General features: G+C 71.4%; 15 protein-coding genes and 2 pseudogenes. 7 read left to right on the top strand and 10 right to left on the bottom strand.

The window, feature by feature from the left end; genetic code table 11:
• Positions 1 to 93: 93 nt before the first annotated feature.
• Together J2S55_RS43635 and J2S55_RS43640 are read right to left on the bottom strand one after the other, a co-directional pair.
• On the bottom strand, positions 94 to 1,371 hold the full coding sequence (locus J2S55_RS43635; RefSeq protein WP_306873604.1) for a HAMP domain-containing sensor histidine kinase: 1,278 nt from the start codon (positions 1,369 to 1,371) through the stop codon (positions 94 to 96).
• 10 nt (positions 1,372 to 1,381) lie between these two features.
• Positions 1,382 to 2,068 (bottom strand): response regulator transcription factor, encoded by a 687-nt coding sequence (locus tag J2S55_RS43640; RefSeq protein WP_306873607.1) that lies wholly within the window; start codon positions 2,066 to 2,068, stop codon positions 1,382 to 1,384.
• A gap of 95 nt (positions 2,069 to 2,163) precedes the next feature.
• On the opposite strand from J2S55_RS43640, the gene J2S55_RS43645 reads away from it, so the two are divergent.
• The gene (locus tag J2S55_RS43645) at positions 2,164 to 2,616 is read left to right on the top strand and encodes a hypothetical protein (protein WP_306873609.1); all 453 of its coding nucleotides are present in this window, start codon (positions 2,164 to 2,166) and stop codon (positions 2,614 to 2,616) included.
• Positions 2,617 to 3,017: 401 nt separating this feature from the next.
• Positions 3,018 to 7,184 carry a WGR domain-containing protein gene (locus J2S55_RS43650; protein WP_306873612.1) on the top strand — a complete coding sequence of 1,389 codons (4,167 nt, stop codon included), beginning with the start codon at positions 3,018 to 3,020 and terminating at the stop codon, positions 7,182 to 7,184.
• Positions 7,185 to 7,452: 268 nt separating this feature from the next.
• Here the strand turns inward: J2S55_RS43650 and J2S55_RS43655 are convergent, their stop codons facing one another.
• Both J2S55_RS43655 and J2S55_RS43660 read right to left on the bottom strand, forming a co-directional pair.
• Entirely contained in the window at positions 7,453 to 7,857 is a 405-nt protein-coding gene (locus tag J2S55_RS43655) for a hypothetical protein (protein WP_306873614.1), read from the bottom strand.
• Complete coding sequence (locus J2S55_RS43660) at positions 7,851 to 8,468, bottom strand: TIGR03086 family metal-binding protein (RefSeq protein WP_306873616.1); 618 nt, start codon at positions 8,466 to 8,468, stop codon at positions 7,851 to 7,853. The genes J2S55_RS43655 and J2S55_RS43660 overlap by 7 nt, the downstream gene beginning before the upstream one ends.
• A gap of 107 nt (positions 8,469 to 8,575) precedes the next feature.
• On the opposite strand from J2S55_RS43660, the gene J2S55_RS43665 reads away from it, so the two are divergent.
• Positions 8,576 to 9,226 carry a TetR/AcrR family transcriptional regulator gene (locus tag J2S55_RS43665; protein ID WP_306873619.1) on the top strand — a complete coding sequence of 217 codons (651 nt, stop codon included), beginning with the start codon at positions 8,576 to 8,578 and terminating at the stop codon, positions 9,224 to 9,226.
• Between the two features lie 4 nt (positions 9,227 to 9,230).
• On the opposite strand, the pseudogene J2S55_RS43670 reads toward J2S55_RS43665, so the two are convergent.
• Positions 9,231 to 9,344 (bottom strand): annotated as a pseudogene (locus J2S55_RS43670) (IS5/IS1182 family transposase); the annotation flags it as partial.
• A gap of 208 nt (positions 9,345 to 9,552) precedes the next feature.
• Between J2S55_RS43670 and wrbA the strand changes: the two are divergent.
• Positions 9,553 to 10,161 carry an NAD(P)H:quinone oxidoreductase gene (gene wrbA / locus J2S55_RS43675; RefSeq protein ID WP_306873621.1) on the top strand — a complete coding sequence of 203 codons (609 nt, stop codon included), beginning with the start codon at positions 9,553 to 9,555 and terminating at the stop codon, positions 10,159 to 10,161.
• Positions 10,162 to 10,234: 73 nt separating this feature from the next.
• Here the strand turns inward: wrbA and J2S55_RS43680 are convergent, their stop codons facing one another.
• Together J2S55_RS43680 and J2S55_RS43685 are read right to left on the bottom strand one after the other, a co-directional pair.
• Entirely contained in the window at positions 10,235 to 10,687 is a 453-nt protein-coding gene (locus tag J2S55_RS43680) for a hypothetical protein (RefSeq protein WP_306873623.1), read from the bottom strand.
• 126 nt (positions 10,688 to 10,813) lie between these two features.
• On the bottom strand, positions 10,814 to 11,542 hold the full coding sequence (locus J2S55_RS43685) for a ChbG/HpnK family deacetylase (protein WP_306873624.1): 729 nt from the start codon (positions 11,540 to 11,542) through the stop codon (positions 10,814 to 10,816).
• A 310-nt stretch (positions 11,543 to 11,852) separates the two neighbouring features.
• On the opposite strand from J2S55_RS43685, the gene J2S55_RS43690 reads away from it, so the two are divergent.
• The 3 genes and pseudogenes from J2S55_RS43690 (at position 11,853) to J2S55_RS43695 (ending at position 14,671) form a co-directional block, all read left to right on the top strand.
• Positions 11,853 to 12,461 carry a cupredoxin domain-containing protein gene (locus J2S55_RS43690; protein WP_306873625.1) on the top strand — a complete coding sequence of 203 codons (609 nt, stop codon included), beginning with the start codon at positions 11,853 to 11,855 and terminating at the stop codon, positions 12,459 to 12,461.
• Between the two features lie 600 nt (positions 12,462 to 13,061).
• Positions 13,062 to 13,466, top strand: a pseudogene (locus tag J2S55_RS48700) (transposase); the annotation flags it as partial.
• A 191-nt stretch (positions 13,467 to 13,657) separates the two neighbouring features.
• A complete protein-coding gene (locus tag J2S55_RS43695) occupies positions 13,658 to 14,671 on the top strand; it encodes a WD40 repeat domain-containing protein (RefSeq protein ID WP_306873627.1) in 1,014 nt (337 codons plus the stop codon).
• A gap of 509 nt (positions 14,672 to 15,180) precedes the next feature.
• Here J2S55_RS43695 and J2S55_RS43700 read toward each other — a convergent pair.
• The 3 genes from J2S55_RS43700 to J2S55_RS43710 all read right to left on the bottom strand — a co-directional run bounded on the left by J2S55_RS43700 (position 15,181) and on the right by J2S55_RS43710 (position 17,075).
• Positions 15,181 to 16,326 carry an RNA polymerase sigma factor gene (locus J2S55_RS43700; protein ID WP_306873628.1) on the bottom strand — a complete coding sequence of 382 codons (1,146 nt, stop codon included), beginning with the start codon at positions 16,324 to 16,326 and terminating at the stop codon, positions 15,181 to 15,183.
• On the bottom strand, positions 16,323 to 16,730 hold the full coding sequence (locus tag J2S55_RS43705) for a YciI family protein (RefSeq protein ID WP_306875867.1): 408 nt from the start codon (positions 16,728 to 16,730) through the stop codon (positions 16,323 to 16,325). Before J2S55_RS43705 ends, J2S55_RS43700 begins: the two co-directional genes overlap by 4 nt.
• Before the next feature lie 162 nt (positions 16,731 to 16,892).
• Complete coding sequence (locus tag J2S55_RS43710) at positions 16,893 to 17,075, bottom strand: hypothetical protein (RefSeq protein WP_306873630.1); 183 nt, start codon at positions 17,073 to 17,075, stop codon at positions 16,893 to 16,895.
• Position 17,076: the final 1 nt, after the last annotated feature.

The raw sequence follows: 17,076 nt of genomic DNA on the forward strand, positions 1-17,076 counted from the left end.
CCGGGGGAAGCCGCGATTGCGGGCAATCGCGATGACTCTTCGAGACTGCCCGTCCGGGCGATAGCGAGATGCTGCGAGGTTCCTAAGGAAACGCTAAGTCAGGCCGGGGCCGAGTTCGAGGGTGACCTCGGCTCCCCCCGAGGGCGACGAGCCGGCCCGCAGCCACCCGCCCGAGTCCTCCGCGGTACGGCGGGCGATGTCGAGGCCCAGGCCGGTGGAGGACCCGCCGCTCGCCCCGCGGCCGACCGGGTCCGGGAGGGCGAAACCGGCCCCCTCGTCGGCGATCACCAGCCGGGCCCCGCCCTCGGGCCCCGCCGCCAGCTCGACGGCGAACGGGGTCCCGTCGGGAGTGTGGGCGAACACGTTCTCCAGCAGCAGGTCGACGCAGGCCGCCAGCTCCGGGCCGCTCACCCCCACGGTGATCGGGCCGTCGGCCAGGTCGAGATGTAGCGGCCGGTCCTGGTCCTCCGCCAGCGCCGACCAGAAGGCGACGCGGTCGCCGACCACCTGGGCGGCGTCGCAGCTCGGCGCGCCGCCCCGGTCGAACCGGCGTGCCTCCCGGATGACCTGGGTGACCATGCGCTCGACGCTGTCGACGGCCTCCCCCACCCGGGCCGCCTCGTCCTTGTCACGCAGGGTCTCGGCCTCCAGCCGCAGCGCCGTGACCGGCGTGCGCAGCCGGTGGGACAGGTCCGCGACCGCCTCGCGCTCGCGGGTGAGCAGCTCGCGGATGCGGGCGGCCAGGTGGTTGAGCGCGGTGCCGACCTCGCGGATCTCCGGCGGGCCCGCCGCCTCCACCCGCGCGTCCAGGTCGCCGCGGGCCAGCCGCCGGGAGACCCCCGCGACCTGCCCGACCGGCTGGATCAGCGAGCGGGCGAGCCGGTCGGCGACGACGATGCCGACCGTGAGCAGCACCAACCCGATCAGGCCCAGCACCAGCCACGCCCGCCCCACTCCCTGGCGCAGCCGCTCGGTGCTCACGAACGCGCGGACGACCATGGTGCCGCGCTCCCCGCCCTGGACGGCCACCAGGATCTCCCGGCCGGTCGGAGTCTCGACGGTGACGCTGCGCCCGCGCGCGGCCAGCTCGACGCCGGGACCGCGGGGCGCGGGCACGCCGAGGAACTCGTGGCCGGCCAGGAAGACCGTGGTCGGTGTGCCGCCGGAGCCGTTGGCCTGCCGTACGGTGGCGTCGAGGGTGTCCTGGTCGCCCAGGGCCGCCGCGGTGGCCACCGACTGCGCCCAGGTGGTGGCGGCGGCCGTGGCCCGCTCGGCGGCCAGCGTGCTCACCAGCATGGCCAGCGGCACGAGGAAGGCGACCAGGACCAGCGAGGTGGTCGCCACCGCGAGCAGGGCCAGCCGTCGCCTCATCCGGCGGCCCTCATGCTCCCGGGTCGACGATCTTCACGCCGACACCGTGGACGGTCTGCAGGTAGCGGGGGCGCTGGGCGCTCTCGCCGAGCTTGCGGCGCAGCCAGGACAGGTGCACGTCGACGGTCTTGTCGGCGCCGCCGTAGGCCATCCGCCACACCTCGGTGAGCAGCTCGCGCTTGGTGACGACCTGGCCGGGGCGGACCGCGAGATAGTGCAGCAGGTCGAACTCCTTGGGCGTCAGGTCGAGGCGGACGCCGTCGAGGGACGCCTCCCGGCCCGCCTGCTCGATGAGCAGCCCGCCGACCCGCACCGGCCCCGTCTCCGCGTCGTCGTCGCGGCTACGGCGCAGCACGGCCCGGATCCGGGCGTCCAGATGGGCCGCGCTGAACGGCTTGACGACGTAGTCGTCGGCCCCGGCGTCCAGCGCCCGGACGATCTCCGGCTCGTCGTCGCGCGCGGTCGCCACGATGACCGGGACGGCACTGACGGCGCGCAGCATGCGCAGCACCTCGCAGCCGTCGAGGTCGGGCAGGCCCAGGTCGAGCACGACCAGGTCGGGCCGGTCCTCCAGTGCCCGGGTGAGCCCCGGCATGCCCGCGGCGGCCGAGATGACGGCGTGCCCGCGTTCGGTGAGCGCCCGGGTCAGCGCGGACCGGACCTGGGCGTCGTCCTCGACGAGAAGCAGGTGGGCCACGGCAACGCGCCAGCCTCTCTTGAACTGGATAATTATGCTGGCAAAGGTAGAAAGTTCCCCATGAATCGTAAAGGACACCGAAGGGTGGTCGATCGATGCGCCGGCGTGCGTTCCTGGGCCTGGGCGGCTGGCTCGCGGCCGCCGTCCTCACCACGGCCACCGGCACCTGGGCGGTGTCCCTGATCGGCACCGACATCACCGGGCAGGTCGTGCGTTCCATGACGCTGGAGGAGGTCGAGCGGGCCCTGATCACCACCTCCGCGGGACCGGCCGTCGCGCCCCCCGCCTCCGCCGGGCCGTACGCGGAGACCGGCAACTTCTCCTACGCCGAGGGGTCGGTGACCGCCGCCTGCGACGCCGGCCAGGCCCTCCTGCTGTCGTGGAGTCCCGCCCCCGGATACGGCGTCGACGAGGTCGAGCGCGGTCCCGCCGCCGCCGTCTCGGTGGTCTTCGAGTCCGACGACCGCAAGACCGCCATCAGCCTGACCTGCCCCTCCGGGAAACCCGCCGCCACGGTCCGTTCCGTGACCGAACACGACGAGGACTGAGGGCGCCGGCGCCCGTGACCAGGGGTGAGAGGCCGCGGGGCGCGGGGCCGAGCGCGCCGACGAAGTACTCGCTGCCCACCCGACGGCCATGACCTGGTCCCGCCGTAGTCCCTGAAGGTGTGCAGCTGCGGGTAGGTGTTCTCGTAGTGCTGCCACACCTGGTTGGGCGGGGTGACCAGGTTCGCCGGCGGGCTCCGTCCGGCCGTGCCCGGCCGGCGGGCCCGTGCCGTGCCGTACCGGACCGGACCGGTGAGCGGGATCACAGGAATGTCCGGCGCAGGCTCTAGCATCCGCGGCATGAACAACACCGTGATCTCACCTCCCCGGCATCGCGTCATCGGTGCCGCGGAGGCGGAGAAGCGGTTCGGCCTCCGTTGACACATGAGCAAGAGGAACAGTCGATGGACGAGCATGACCCGATCAGCCGGTTCTACGGACTGCCGATCACGCCGGAGACGGCCACGGCGTCGGTGGAGCACCTGACCGACCCGTTTGCCGACGATCTCGTCAAGGCGCATCTCGGGAGCAACTATCCGTACTTCGGGGCGATCGACAAGACACTTGCGGGTTTCTTCGTCCTTGATGACGAAGGCGACAACTACACGCTGCTGGACGTCCGCGGGGACGGGCGGGTGTGGTGGCAGGACCACGAGACCCGCGAGCTCCACCTCCACTTCGACTCGCTGGACGACTGGCGCGCCTTCAAGGAGGAAGTGGACAGAGGCGGCGACGAGGACGAGCTTCGCGACGCCTTCCGGACCAAGGAACGACCGGCGGCCCGGCCCGGCGAGGCGCCCGGCACGCCCGCACTGGCCACGAGGTACCAGTGGCTGGTCTGGCTGCTCGCGCAACCGCTGCGCGACCGCCAGGGCCGGGTGACCCAGGACGACGACGAGCTGACACGGACCGCGATCGGGCATTTCCGCGCCATCTGGCCGACAGATGAGGCCGCGGAGAAGAGCCTGCTGGCGGAGTTGCCGCTGCTGGCCGGGGACCCGCATCTGGCGATCTACTGGCTGCTGCACACGTCGCTGCTGGCGATGGAGCCGCAGCGGACACGGGTGCTCGCGGCGATCGGGCGGGCGCCGTGCCGTACGCCGCTCGTCGACGCGTTCGCGGCGGCTTTCGGGTCGCTGCCGCTGGACGGGGATGTGACGATCGTGCCGGGCTTCAGGACGCGCCGCTCGCTCGCGCTCCTGTACACCGGCGACGACGCACCCGAGACGGAAAGGGCGCGCACCGCGCTGGTCTCCATGGAGATCGAGCCCCGGGCGAGGTCGCTGATGAAGTTCGTGCTCGTCCACGACGGCCTGGAGGAGGGCACGCTGACGGACGCCGAGGTCGCCGCGGCGGCGACACGGATGGATGCGGTGCCCGGCTCCGCGGCGCTGCGCGCCCTGCTCGACCGGCGCGCCGGGATGGAGGTCAGCCCCCATGCCGACGAGTTCGCGCGGACGGCGACCACCACCGGCGAGACCTGGCCGTGGGTGCTGGCGACGTTGTGGCAGGTCCATTCGCTGGTCCGCGACCTGGACGCACTGGAGACGGTGATCGGTTTCCTGCTGGACAAGGATCCGTACCATCGGCGCGTCCTCGCCATACTCCAGCACGCTCAGGGGCTGGCCGGGCGCGAGTTCCTGATGCCCGCCGACGGACTGGAGCGGGCGTTGGCGCTGGCGGAGGCGTCCGCACCGATCCTGCAAGAACTGGCGACGCCGGACGACCACTCGGCGATCATCGCGAGGATCGCCGACCCGGCGTTGGCGCGGGCGGTCGCGCGCCGCGTCCTGCACCGTGCGGACGTGGACGAATACGCGGCCGAGGTGAGCTCGTGGGCGATCCGCGCCGTCCTCGCGGGTGACGACCCCGACCGGGGGGAACTCGCCGCCCGGGGTTTCGAGGCTCTGCCGTTCCAGTCCCACCAGCAGGTGCTCGCCGACATCGCCGGTGAGATCACCTCCCCCGGCCACCCTCTCGTCCGCGTCATGCTGCGGGTGCTGGAGCACGCCGCCGAACCCGACGACGCCGGCTTCATGGCGACCTACACGGCCAAGCAGATGAAGAAGGAGGTCCTCACGGCGCTCGCACCGTTCGCGCACGAGCCGGAGATCTTCGACGAGCTGATGCGCCTGGCAGAGCTGCCCGCCGGCCATACGACCGTCGATTCGCTGTGGAGCCGGCTGTTCAACCCGTTCAGCGAGGAGACCTACGTCCTGCCCCGGCTCTCGGACGAGCAGGCGGTGCGGGTGGCCAGGGCGATGATCGCCACCCGGCTCACGCATCCGGTCATCCTCGCCCGCAACACCGCCGGGCAGCAGCTTTACCACTTCGCCCACACGGGCGCCGAGGAATTCCTGATCGAGGCGCTCAACGAGTACGGCAGGCGCCTCGCCGATTCCGTGGAAAAGGGCGGGAAGGTCTTCGACCGCGGCGAGACCGAGGACGACCTCCTCAAGGACCTGGTGGCGAACCTCTACTCCGCGGTCGGCAACATGGGGACGCCCCGGTCGCGGACCGCGCTGATCGAGCGGCTCTTCACCGAGCGGCGCGCGTTCTGGTGGATGGGCAACGCGATCGGCGGTGTCTTCTCCGCCGAGGTCCACCGCGAGGCGCTGGCCATGGTGCGCGAGCGGCGGGACGGAATGGGCGCGGGCTGCTACGCGTACGCCCTGGCCGACTTCGTGAAGCAGGGGCCGCCGAAGGTGGACCTGCTCCAGGAGCTGGCCGGCTGGCCGGTGCCGGCGGAGGAGCTTTCCCGCCGCTTCTTCAAGTACGCCCTCGTCGTCGGGATCGAGGCGGCCCTGGCCGCGAAGGAATACGACCTGGTCCGCGCCGCGCACGCCCTCGCCTCCTCCATCGCGGAACCGCCCTTGCAGCCCGACGAGCACGCGCGCGCCATCCGGTGGGACAACCCGCTGGAGACGGAGGAGCTGGCCAGGCAGCTGGAGGCGGTCCTGTCCGGAGCCGCTGACGACAAGCGCCGCCGCCTCGTCGAGAAAGGCGCGGCCGCCCGTCTCCAGGGCACGCCACGGCTGAAGATCTCCGACAAGAAACTCGGCATCCTGGCCGGTACGACCGTCCGGCGACGGCTGCTGCATGACAGGACGACCGGGGAGGTCTGGTTCCTCGACATCGACGGGGCGGTGCACGCCTTCGACGGATACGAGATCACCGGCCTCCCTTTCGAGCCCCGGGCGATCGGTTACGGCCGGATGCGGGCGTTTCTCGATGGCGTGACCGAACTGTCCGAGCGCGCGCTGTTCTGGGACCGCCGGGCACACAAATTCGTCGAGGTCATCCGCTATGGCGACCGGATGACCTACGTGTGGGGCCGGAGCAACGGCGCGCTCGACGGTCTCGGCCTCTCCTTCCCCGACGTCGACGCGGCAGCCGACGCGTTCGCCCGCGTGAAGAGCAGCGTCGCCGCGGCCGACATGACCGAGACGAGCCCCTGGTACGTGCCGGGCAAGGGCGCGGTCCTGCGCACCTTCCGCACGCCGGACCCCGACGGCCCGAGCAGCTCAAGCAACCATCGCCGCGTGTTCGACAGGAGGATCAACGCCGGCCCTCGTTTCGCCACCGAGGCGGAGGCGGTCGCCGCACACGAACGGTGGGAGCTGGAGGCGCAACGGGACCGCGACGCGGGCCTGACCTGCCTGGAGTGGCAGGACAACCGACTCCGGCCCGAGGACATGACCGTGGGGGAATGGATCAGGGACCGGATCCGGGACGACCCCAGCGACGCGGCCTGGCACGCCCGGGCGCTCACCGAGATCGTCGATTACCTGAGGAGCCACGGCTACGGTGACCTGATCGGCTCGATCGAGGTCGAGGTGGGCTCGGGCGTCTCCGACGACGAGATCGCCGCCTACGAGGCCGAGCGCCGGCACCCGGTCCCCGAGGTGCTGCGCGCCTTCTGGCGCGAGATCGGCCACGCCCGCTGGTCCGTGGGCGGGGTGGGAATGCGGGTCCTGCCGCCGTCGCAGGTGCTGCCCCGCCGGCCGGCCGCGCGGCAGCTGGGAGAGGACTTCCTTCGAGGGCTGACTCCTGCCGAAGCCGACGCCGCCCGGCCGCTGATGAGCGCGCTGGACGTGCTGGTCGAGACGCTCGACGGCTCTGTCATCTTCACCGTGCTCGCCGACCGGGAGGCCAAGGAGGGCCGGGTCTTCACCCATACCGACTACGATCCACGCAGTTTCTGGTGGGAGAACTCCCTGTCGTGGATGCTGGCGACGCGCTTTCTCGACGGCTTCGCCGACGCGATCGAGGAGGCCGCACCCGTGGTGGCGCGGCTCTACCACGGCCAGCGGCTGAACCCGGACGCGCAGCGTCGCTACTTCGAGCTGAGGGAGCAGGGCAAGACCCCCAGGTTCTGGGAGCTCCTGTACGACGAGACGTTCGGCTCGGTCTCCACCCGCTCCGGAAAGGTCGGCGCGGCCGGTGCCGTACGTACCAGACGGTACGACCCGGCCCGCGCGGCCCGCAAGGTGGCCAAGCTGATCGCCGCCAGGGAGAAGGACGGCTACCACGAAGCCGTACCCGTCAAAACCCGGGCCGACACCCCCTGACCGGACCCGCGAGGACCCGGCTCCGCCGAGAGCCGGGCCTCCGGCCTGCCGGAAACTTCTTGATCATCGGATCATGGCGGACCGGGAGGGATGACGACGGAGCCAACCGTTCCCGCCGAAGGCCCGCAGCCATCGGACCAGGCCGACGTCCGGTTTGGATGAAAAGGTTCTCGTATTGCTGAGTTCCCAGTGGCCGCGCGCCGCCACGATCACCGGCGCGGAGGCCGGACTGTCGGCCCGCCGGGAGCGGAGGCCGTGACCGGCGGGCCTACGCGTCCTCACCCGGGAGTTCTCGGCCGGACAGGTACAGCCGGGCACCGGCCCAGATGGCCGCGGGTTCGCACCGGGCGACCTGCCAGGTGACGGATGTCAGCCGCCCCCTCCGGCGGTAGCGTCGCACGATCGTCAGATGTTCCGGCCACGCCACGAACCGCTTCAGGGCCTGCTCGCTCTGCCAGATCGACACCGAGCCGCACCTGCGCTCCAGCATTTCCGCCCACAGCCACATCCCGACCGCGCCGTCCAGCCCGGGCCAGCCCCGGCCCAGCGCGCGCCCGGACCGGTAGATACCGGGCAGGTCGCGCGCCCTGTCGGCCCGGAACTCGGTGATGGCGACCAGTACGGGACCGGTGACGTCCGCGGCCGGCCCGGGCGTCCAGGAACTCCTCAGCATGACGGCGCCCACGCCGGGGAACGGCCGAGCAGCCCGAGCAGCCGCTCGAAGTCGGAGACGTCGGCGGGCACCGGAACCCGGACGCCGAACGGGCCGCCGGGGCCGCGGAGGCCCGGGGCGTCCGCCCATCGAGAGGCGATCGCCAGCGCGACGGCCGCCGACTCCTCATCGGGCGAGTACGGCGCGCCGACGGAGGCGGCGATGTCCCATCCGTGAACGAGGAAGTCGACGAAGTGCATGCCCATGGCGGCGCGGCCGGGGAACACGCCGAACTCGCGTACTTCGACCTGCCGGTCGTGAACGTCCTGGGCGGCGAACGCGGCGGTGACCGCGGCCGCGGACTCCTGGTAGGCGCGGTGCGGGTCGGTGCCGAGCTCGCCGCTGTCCCAGGTGGACCGGTCGGCGGGCAGGCCGGCGGCCGCGGCGGCGAAGCCGCGGTTCTCGCTCACCATGTGACGCAGCAGCTCGCCCAGATTCCATGCGGCACAGGGGGTGGGCCCGGTGAGGTGCTCAGGGCCGGCCTGGGCGACCAGCCGACCGGCGGCCTCCAGCGCCCGCCGGTCGAGGTCGCGCAGGTCCACGGATCCCAGGTCGACGGAGATCGCACTCATGATCACTCCTTTTCGAGCACGAATTCAAGCACGAACGTTCGTGCTTGAATCGGACGTTATCACGTGCGGCATAATTAAACGAACGTTCGTCCACGAAAGGGGCTGCGATGGCGGGCCGGCCACGAGACGACCGGGCGCGGAACGCGATCCTGCGCCGAGCGGCGGACATCGCCTCCAAGGACGGGCTGGAGGGCCTGTCCATCGGGCGGCTGGCCGCCGATCTCGGCGTGAGCAAGAGCGGGCTCTTCGGCCACTTCGGCTCCAAGGAAGAGCTCCAGCTCGCCACGGTCCGGGCCGCGGCGGGCGTCTATCTCGACGAGGTCGTCCAGCCCGCGCTGGCACTGCCGCCGGGCCTGGGACGGGTATGGCGGCTGTGCGACAGCTGGCTGAGCTACTCGCAGCGGCGGGTCTTCCCCGGCGGGTGCTTCTTCTTCACGGTCACCGCCGAGTTCGACGCCCGCCCGGGGCGCGTGCGGGACGCCGTCGCCGCCGCCGCCCTTGAGTGGAGCCGCCTGGTCACGCGCACCGTCGAGGAGGCGCGCCGGCTCGGAGAGCTCACCGAAGACACCGGAGCCGATCAGCTCGCCTTCGAGCTGATCGCGTTCTTGGAGACCGCCAACGCCGTATCACTGCTGCACGACGATCCCGTCGCCTACCAGCGGGCCAGGACCGCCATCCGGAACCGCCTGCACGCCGCCGCCACCGGTTCCGCGGCCCTACCCGGGCTCGATTCCGCACTCCAGAGCGGTCACCAGTAGCCGGCTACCGGGGCCGGCCCGATGGAGGCCGGGCGTCCCGGCGGTGGCGGGGCCCTGCCCGGCGGATGAGTGCGCGGACGGTGACGGACGCGGCGGCCGAGTGGAGGCAGGGATCGACTCGGCCATGCCCCGGCCCGGATGGGTCGAGCCGGCCGTCTCCTGGCCCGGATGGGGGGGGTCACGGTGTCGCCGGCTCCCTCGGTCGTATCCGTCCTCACCCGGTTCGACGAGACAGCTCCCCGGATCGTGAGGTTGACGCGCGCCTCACATCCCGACGGGCTGTGTCGTCGTACTGCTCAGACGGACGCGAAGGAAGGAAATCGATCATGGAACCCGTTAACGTCGCGATCATTTACTACAGCGCCACGGGCACCCTGCACGCCTTGGCGCAGGCCGCCGCAGAGGGCGCGGAGAAGGCCGGCGCACACGTGCGACTGCGCAAGGTCGCCGAACTGGCCCCACCGGAGGCGATCAGCGCCAATCCGGCCTGGGCCCAGCACCTCCAGGACACCGCCGACGTCGCCGAGGCCGGCCTCGACGACCTGGCCTGGGCCGACGCGGTGCTGTTCGGTACTCCCACCCGCTTCGGCAACCCGGCCAGCCAGCTCAGGGCGTTCATCGACACCACCGGCCCGCTGTGGTTCCACGGCAAGCTCGCGGACAAGGTGTACTCGGCTTTCACCGCCTCCAACACCGCCCACGGCGGACAGGAATCCACCCTCCTGGCGCTGGGGAACACCTTCTACCACTGGGGCGGCGTCATCGTGCCCCCCGGCTACACCGACCCCATCCAGTTCCGGTCGGGCAATCCCTACGGCACCTCCCACGTGACCGGCGACGGCCCGCCCAACGACGTGTCCCTGGAAGCGGCCCGCCACCAGGCCCGCCGCGTCGTCGCCACCGCGGCCTCGCTCAAGGCCGGCCGCGCCGCCTGATCCAGCCCGTCTCCTTGAGGGACGGGCCACCCTGGGCCTGGCCCGGAAGCGGCGGCGGGCCGGCCGCGCCCGATCAGCTCGCGACACGTCTGGTCGCCGTCATGTAGGAGCGGGCCATCTCCACCGACAGCCAGATCACGACCGCCCCAAGGACAGCGTGGTACCACCGCCAGCCCACGCCGATGCCGATGATCCCGTCCAGGATCATGATCCCCGCGCCGCCGCCGACGGCCGGCAGCATCCCCGCCAGTATCAGCAGCATCAGCGCTCTCGGCACCCTGCGGCCCAGCTCTGTGACCGTGGCGACGGCGACGCACGCGCCCAGCACGCCGGACGCGGTCGCGAGCCACTGTGCCGAGGCCGCGTCCATGAAGTAGCTTCCGGCCTCGGCGGCCGACACGGGCGGGCCGCCCGGGAAGCCGAGCCGGGCCTGCAGGGCGAAGGCGGCCTTCCCCCCGGCGTAACCGAGGAACAGCAGCGCCAGCGCGTACGCCGGCCAGCGGCGTGGAGAAGCGGAATCAACCATGGTCGCAACCGTAGAGACCGCACACCCGGCCTCCCTCCCCACAGCGAGGGAGGCGCCTCCCCTCCGAGAGGGAGCACCGGGCGACTCCCCCTGAACCGGCGCCGGACGGGAAGGCGCGCTGCCGGCCTACCGGAGGACGCTGGACCAGGCCTGTTGGACAGTCCTGTAGTCGATCACAACGATGCCCTCCTGCTGGAGGAGCTCGCGGGCCTCCGGCGAGGTCAGGAACTCGTAGTCGGTCCGGCGCACGCGCCAGCCGCTGTCGATCGCCCGCGACTCCTCGCCGCCGGTACTGGGGTGCACCGCCCATTCGCTGAGCCCGGCCGGCAGGTCGCGTAGCAGTTGGGCGTATCGGGCCGGCTTATCCTCGACGCTAAGGGAGAAGCTGTCCAGGAATCCGTTGTCGACGACCGGCAAGCCCTGCCGCCGCATCCTCTGACGCCCGGGTCCGAGCCAGACCCGCACGGCCAGGCCGTACTCCGCGGCCAGCGCCACGGTCAGATCGAGAATGTCGTCGCGTCCGCCGTCGGCCAGGCAGTGGAAGTCCAGGTGCGTCGGCGTGAGGCCGGCGTCGGCCACGGCGTTGATCTGCGCGCGGAGCTCGAGCTCTATCTCGTCGAGCCGGGCCTGGGCGAGGAACTCGGAACGCCCGGCGGGCGTGACCGTGAACAGCTCGCCCGCGTCGTCGAGCAGCGAGGGCACGCTGTCCTCCGCGGCCAGCGCTCTCCACCGGTAGCCGGGCAGGTCGCAGACCAGCGTGAGGTGGATCCCGAACGGGATCTCCGGCCGTCGGCGTAGCAGGCGCATGGCCTGCGGCGCCGACGGACACGGCACCATTGGCGAGAGCACTGACATCGCTCTGCCGTAAAGCTCGGGGAGTGACGGCTCAGGACTCCCACCGGCTCCTCCACAAGGAGATCATGGTTGAGATCGGAGAGGCTCTAGGTGTCGAACCAGGCCGCCCAATCGGCTCGAAGACCCTTATGTGGGCTCTGACCTGCACATCCGTTGGAAATTTCGCCAGGACCGCGGGGCCCACCTCAGTTGGTCATGGTCATCAGACAGATCGTACGCTGGAGGATAGGGCTCGCAGATCGAGCGCGGGTTCGTCCGCGGGAGATGGGTGAGCAGGGGCACGGCTCGCATAGTTGCGGGGGTGGGGCCGATGTGGCTTCACGATGTACGGCTTGCCGGGATGGTGAGCGCGGTCATGCTCGCCGCGGTCGCCGTCGGTGAACCGGCGGCGATGGGCGTGACGACGGCGACGGGGGCACAGCATCGGCCGGAGTGCACCGTACCGTCACTGCCGGGTCACGTGGTGGATGTGACCCTGACCGACATGGGATCGGGCATGATGAGCCGTAGTCCCGGTCCGTCCAGCAGTCCTGTCCCGCACGGGATGATGAGCAGCGGCCCCGGACCGCAGGACACGAGGATGCGCCTGTCCGTCACCCCTGCCACGGTTCCGGCGGGGACCGTGTCGCTGCGGGTGTCCAACAAGGGGGCCCTCGCCCATGAGGTCCTGGTACTGCCACTTCCGTCAGGGCAGACCATCGGAAAACGGGAGGTGGGCTCCGATCAGCGCGTCGATGAGTCGGACAGCTTGGGGGAGGCGTCACGCGACTGCGCCGCGGGCAAGGGAGAAGGCATCGCCCCGGGCTCCAAGGGCTGGATCACACTGACGCTGCGCCCTGGCCACTACGAGCTGGTGTGCAACTTCCCCGATCATTACGACAGGGGCATGTACGGCGAGCTCGACGTCACCGGGCGATAGCGAACGCCGGCCGGGCGTTGGGACCGCCGCCGCGTGCCGCACGACGGTCAGAAGAACATCGGCAGCGTCCGCCTGTACCGCCCCGACGGCACCCCGCCTGGCCGGCCCGCACTCGGCGGCTCACTGACACGCCCGATCCGCTGGAAGTTGATCAGCCAGCAGTACGGTCAGAGGGTCAAGTACGCCACCACGCTCCGCCTGGGCACTGCCGAAACACGGGCCGAATCCCCCGACGGACCGTCCCTGAACCCTTCCCCCATGGGGGAGGTTTCACAGGCCGGCCAGTCCCTTGCCTGCTGTGGCGAGCCCACCGGCCAGCGCAAGCAGAGGCACTATCCGCCGATCCCGCCCCTCCGGCACTCGTTCCGCAAGCGCCTTGCCGATGACGGCTCCGGCTGCGATCGCGGTCCCGGCCAGTACCCACGCAGGAGTCGTGAGCTGGGGCAATCTCTTGGCGGTGAGAGAGAATGCATCGACCGTAAGTCCGTAGAACTGTGCATTCGGCACGAGCTCCCGTACTGCCCAGCCCGCGTTTGCCGCATATAACGACACCGCAGGGCCTCCCACGCCGGCCGGCGACATCACCCGCAGGAGGCCGGCACGCAGGTCTCCCACGAGGCGATCCACCTGTCGCTCTGTGATCCGCGCCGCCGGCGGGCCGTCGACGGAGCTCTTTCTCAGCCTCTGCGCACCGCGCGTCCGATGCACCACCCTCGATGCGCCGGCCGGGCCACCGGCCGCGGGGTCCTGCGGGACATGGTCCCGATCACCGCCCGTCCCGCCGAGACCGAGAATCGGGCGGTTGCCGGTCACGGGGAAGGTGATCTCATCATGGGCGCGCGCCCGTCCGCCATCGGCACACCGGTCGAGCGCGCCAGCCGCTGCACGACCTTGGTCGCGTTACCGGACGGCATCAAGGCTGAGCAGGTCAGGCCCCATCTCACTCGCGGTATCTTGGCCATCCCGGTCCGGCTGCGGCGCGCGTCGGCCTGGGATCGCGGCCAGAGATCTACGCTGAGATCCTGAACAGCGGCAATGCATTGATCCTCTGAGCACGCCGTCGTTTGCCGACACTTCGGGCTCGTGCAGGCTTGGTACGTCAGGAGTGGATCTGGCGGTCCGGGCCACCTCTTACCGGTACCGGCGCGATCCGGCTCAGGGCACCTTGATCGACAGAACGTACAGGAGCAGGTCCCATGCCCTCTGAGAAGAATCCAGCACTCCTCCCCACCGGCGACGAGTGGTTGCGGGCCACCGGCTTCCGGCTCGGCCTCCGACTTCGGTATTCCCTGACCGGCCACGACAGCCCGGTGCAGGCGGTGGCGACGGCGGTGATCGACGGCCGTCCCGTCGCCGTCACCGGAGGCCACGACGGGACGGTGCGGCTGTGGGACCTCACCGCCCGTCAGCAGATCGGTGCACCCCTGACCGGCCACACCAAGCGGGTGCGCGCGGTGGCGACGTCGGTGATCGACAGCCGTCCCGTCGCCGTCACCGGAGGCCACGACGGGACGGTGCGGCTGTGGGACCTCACCGCCCGTCAGCAGATCGGCGATCCCCTGACCGGCCACACCGGCGGGGTGGAGGCGGTTACGACGGCACTGATCGACGGTCGGCCCCGCGTTCTCACCGCCGGCGCCGACGGGACGGCGCGGCTGTGGGACCTCACCACCGGTCGGCAGATCGGCGAACCCCTCACCGTCGACTACGGCGAGCTGTGGGCGGTGGCGGCGGTCGTGGTGGACGGCCGCCCCGTCGCCGTCACCGGAGGCGCCGACGGCACGGTGCGGCTGTGGGACCTCACCACCGGTCGGCAGATCGGCGAACCCCTCACCGGACACCCCGACGAGGTTGGTCAGGTGGCGGCGGTCGTGGTGGACGGCCGCCCCCACGTCGTCACCGGCGACGAGGACGGGACGGTGCTGGTGTGGGATCTCACCACCGGTCGGCAGATCGGCGGCCCCCTCACCGGGCACGACGGCGGGGTGGGTGCGGTGGCGGCGGTGCTGATCGACGGCCGTCCCGTCGCCGTCACCGGAGGCCACGACGGGACGGTGCGGCTGTGGGACCTCACCAGCGGTCAGCAGATCGGCGAGCCGTTCACCGATCACCATGGCGCCGTGTTCGCGCTGGCCGTGGTGATCGACGGCAACCCCCAGGTCGTCACCGGCAGCATCGACGGGACGGTGCGGCTGTGGGACCTGACCTGAAGCGCCGGTCCGCTCCGCAGCCCCGCGCCGGCTCATCCGCGTCTTGGCGAGGTGCTCTTCGGCCTCAGGGCACGATGACGTGGAAGGGGACGCCGGCGCAGAGGGCGCCACCGGTCAGGGCGGAGGCCAGGGCGATGGTGGTGAGCTTCATGCGCATGCTCGTTCTCCTCGGTAGACGGAATGGGGTCATGGCGCTCGGTCGTCGACCAGCATGATCAACACACAGAGTAGTCGATCATTGACGGTAAGCATCCGTGGCGCGATGGCGGCGCAGGCGTGGCGGCCGGAGTTTTGCGAGGCGTCCACGTGCGGGTGTGCGGCGCGCGACCCGGCCGACCTTCCCGGACCTGCCGGGCCGTGGCAGGCGCCGAGCAGGCGGGCGGAACAGCCTCTACATCGACGCCGCCGTCACGCACCTGCGCGGTCTCCTCGGTGGTGCCGAGCCGGTTGAGGCTGGCTGGCTCCGGCCTCGGTTTGTCGAGCTCGCCTTTGGTCGATCGCGTCGGCGCTCAGCCGCGCAGCTGCGCGTTGATCCGTGCGGCCTGTCGCGTGAGGTGGTCGCGTTCGGGGAGGCTGGGCGCCTGTCGGGCGGCTTCGGCGTAGAGGCGTGCCGCGGTCACCGGGTCGCCGTCGCGCTCGTGCAGGTAGGCCGCGACGGCGGTATGGCGGGGCAGGGCGGGGTCGAGCTCAGCCAGCGCGGCCAGACCGGCCCGCGCGCCGTCGGCCTCACCGACCGCGACGGCCCGGTTGAGGCGGGCCACCGGGTTGCCGGTGAGGCGCACCAGTTCGTCGTACCACTCGACGATCTGCACCCAGTCGGTCTCCGCGGCCGTCCTGGCGTCGGCGTGGAGCGCGGCGATGGCGGCCTGGGCCTGGAACTCGCCCAGCCGGTCGCGGGCGAGGGCTGCCTGGAGCACGTCGACCCCCTCGGCGATCAGGCGGGTGTTCCACCGGCCGCGGTCCTGCTCGGCCAGGGGCACGAGCCTCCCGTCGGGAGCGGTCCGCGCCGGACGCCGGGCATGGTGGAGCAGCATGAGCGCGAGCAGGCCCGCGACCTCCTCATGCTTGGTCATCGCGGCCAGCTGGCGGGTGAGCCGGATCGCCTCACCGGCGAGGTCGACGTCGCCGGAGTAGCCCTCGTTGAAGACCAGATAGAGCACGCGCAGCACCGTGGCGACGTCACCCGGCTGGTTGAACCGTACGCCCGAGACGGTGCGCTTGGCCCTGCTGATCCGCTGGGCCATGGTCGCCTCCGGCACGAGGTAGGCCTGCGCGATCTGACGCGTGGTCAGGCCGCCGACCGCGCGCAGCGTGAGCGCGACGGCCGAGGCCGGCGTCAGGGACGGGTGCGCGCACAGGAAGTACAGCTGGAGCGTGTGGTCGGCCGACTCACCCGGGCCGGGCACCGGCTCGCTCTCGACGCGTATCTCGCGGTGCCGTCGGGAGGTTTCGGCGCGGGCGGCGTCGAGGAACTTGCGCCAGGCCACGGTGATCAGCCAGCCCTTGGGATCTCGCAGCGGGTCGTCCGGCCCCACGCGTACGGCCTCGACCAGGGCGTCCTGCACGGCGTCCTCGGCCGCCGCGAAGTCGGCTCCGCGGCGGACGAGAACACCGATCACCACGGGCACCAGCTCCCGCAGCAGCGACTCGTTCACTCGATCACCGTTGGCTGCTCGACCATGAACGGGCGCACCTCAAGCCACTCGTGGATCGGCTTGCCACCCGCGCCCGGTGCCGCCGACAGCTCGCCGGCCAGCTCGAGCGCCCGCTCGTAGCCGTCGACGTCGATCACCATCCAGCCGGCGATCAGGTCCTTGGTCTCCGCGAACGGGCCGTCGGTGACCGGCGGCCGCCCCTCGCCGTCGTAGCGGACGAACGTCCCCTCCGGGGAGAGCGCCTGGGCGTCGACGAACTCGCCCGTGCCCTCCAGCCGGGCGGCGAAGTCCGCCATGTACTGCACGTGGGCAGAGAGCTCCTCCGGCGTCCACTGGTCCATCGGCACGTCGTTGACCGCTGCCGGCGCGCCCCGGTAGTGCTTGAGCAGCAGGTACTTGGCCATCATGTTCTCCTCCGTACGGCACGGCCCATTGTGGCCGTGTTCACCGCGGGGACGGAACCACACGCGGGTTCTCGACATTTCCTGGCGGACTTCACAGACTCCGCGTACCGGGGTGGGGATACGGCGTGGGCGATCCACCCGACCCGGGCGACCGCACGCCGCTCAGCCGTGCTGACGCCCCTCCCGCTGCCGGACCAGTTCCTCGACCGGGCTCGGCAGGGTCGTCTCGAAGTCGATCAGCTTCGCCCAGGTCGGGGTCACGACGGCCCGGACCATGCCGTCGTGGTATAGGGAGCGCACCTCCGCCTCCCACGCCTCCTCGCGGGCCGGAAGAGGTCTGAACACG

Origin of the sequence: Streptosporangium brasiliense (genome assembly GCF_030811595.1) — a bacterium.
Lineage (GTDB): Bacteria > Actinomycetota > Actinomycetes > Streptosporangiales > Streptosporangiaceae > Streptosporangium > Streptosporangium brasiliense.

Bases quoted from the DNA above. Each gene is read 5' to 3' on its own strand.
- J2S55_RS43635 (WP_306873604.1), bottom strand. From the start codon at position 1,371: ATGAGGCGACGGCTGGCCCTGCTCGCGGTGGCGACCACCTCGCTGGTC.
- J2S55_RS43645 (WP_306873609.1), top strand. From the start codon at position 2,164: ATGCGCCGGCGTGCGTTCCTGGGCCTGGGCGGCTGGCTCGCGGCCGCC.
- J2S55_RS43650 (WP_306873612.1), top strand. From the start codon at position 3,018: ATGGACGAGCATGACCCGATCAGCCGGTTCTACGGACTGCCGATCACG.
- J2S55_RS43655 (WP_306873614.1), bottom strand. From the start codon at position 7,857: ATGCTGAGGAGTTCCTGGACGCCCGGGCCGGCCGCGGACGTCACCGGT.
- J2S55_RS43660 (WP_306873616.1), bottom strand. From the start codon at position 8,468: ATGAGTGCGATCTCCGTCGACCTGGGATCCGTGGACCTGCGCGACCTC.
- J2S55_RS43665 (WP_306873619.1), top strand. From the start codon at position 8,576: ATGGCGGGCCGGCCACGAGACGACCGGGCGCGGAACGCGATCCTGCGC.
- wrbA (WP_306873621.1), top strand. From the start codon at position 9,553: ATGGAACCCGTTAACGTCGCGATCATTTACTACAGCGCCACGGGCACC.
- J2S55_RS43680 (WP_306873623.1), bottom strand. From the start codon at position 10,687: ATGGTTGATTCCGCTTCTCCACGCCGCTGGCCGGCGTACGCGCTGGCG.
- J2S55_RS43685 (WP_306873624.1), bottom strand. From the start codon at position 11,542: ATGTCAGTGCTCTCGCCAATGGTGCCGTGTCCGTCGGCGCCGCAGGCC.
- J2S55_RS43690 (WP_306873625.1), top strand. From the start codon at position 11,853: ATGTGGCTTCACGATGTACGGCTTGCCGGGATGGTGAGCGCGGTCATG.
- J2S55_RS43695 (WP_306873627.1), top strand. From the start codon at position 13,658: ATGCCCTCTGAGAAGAATCCAGCACTCCTCCCCACCGGCGACGAGTGG.
- J2S55_RS43705 (WP_306875867.1), bottom strand. From the start codon at position 16,730: ATGGCCAAGTACCTGCTGCTCAAGCACTACCGGGGCGCGCCGGCAGCG.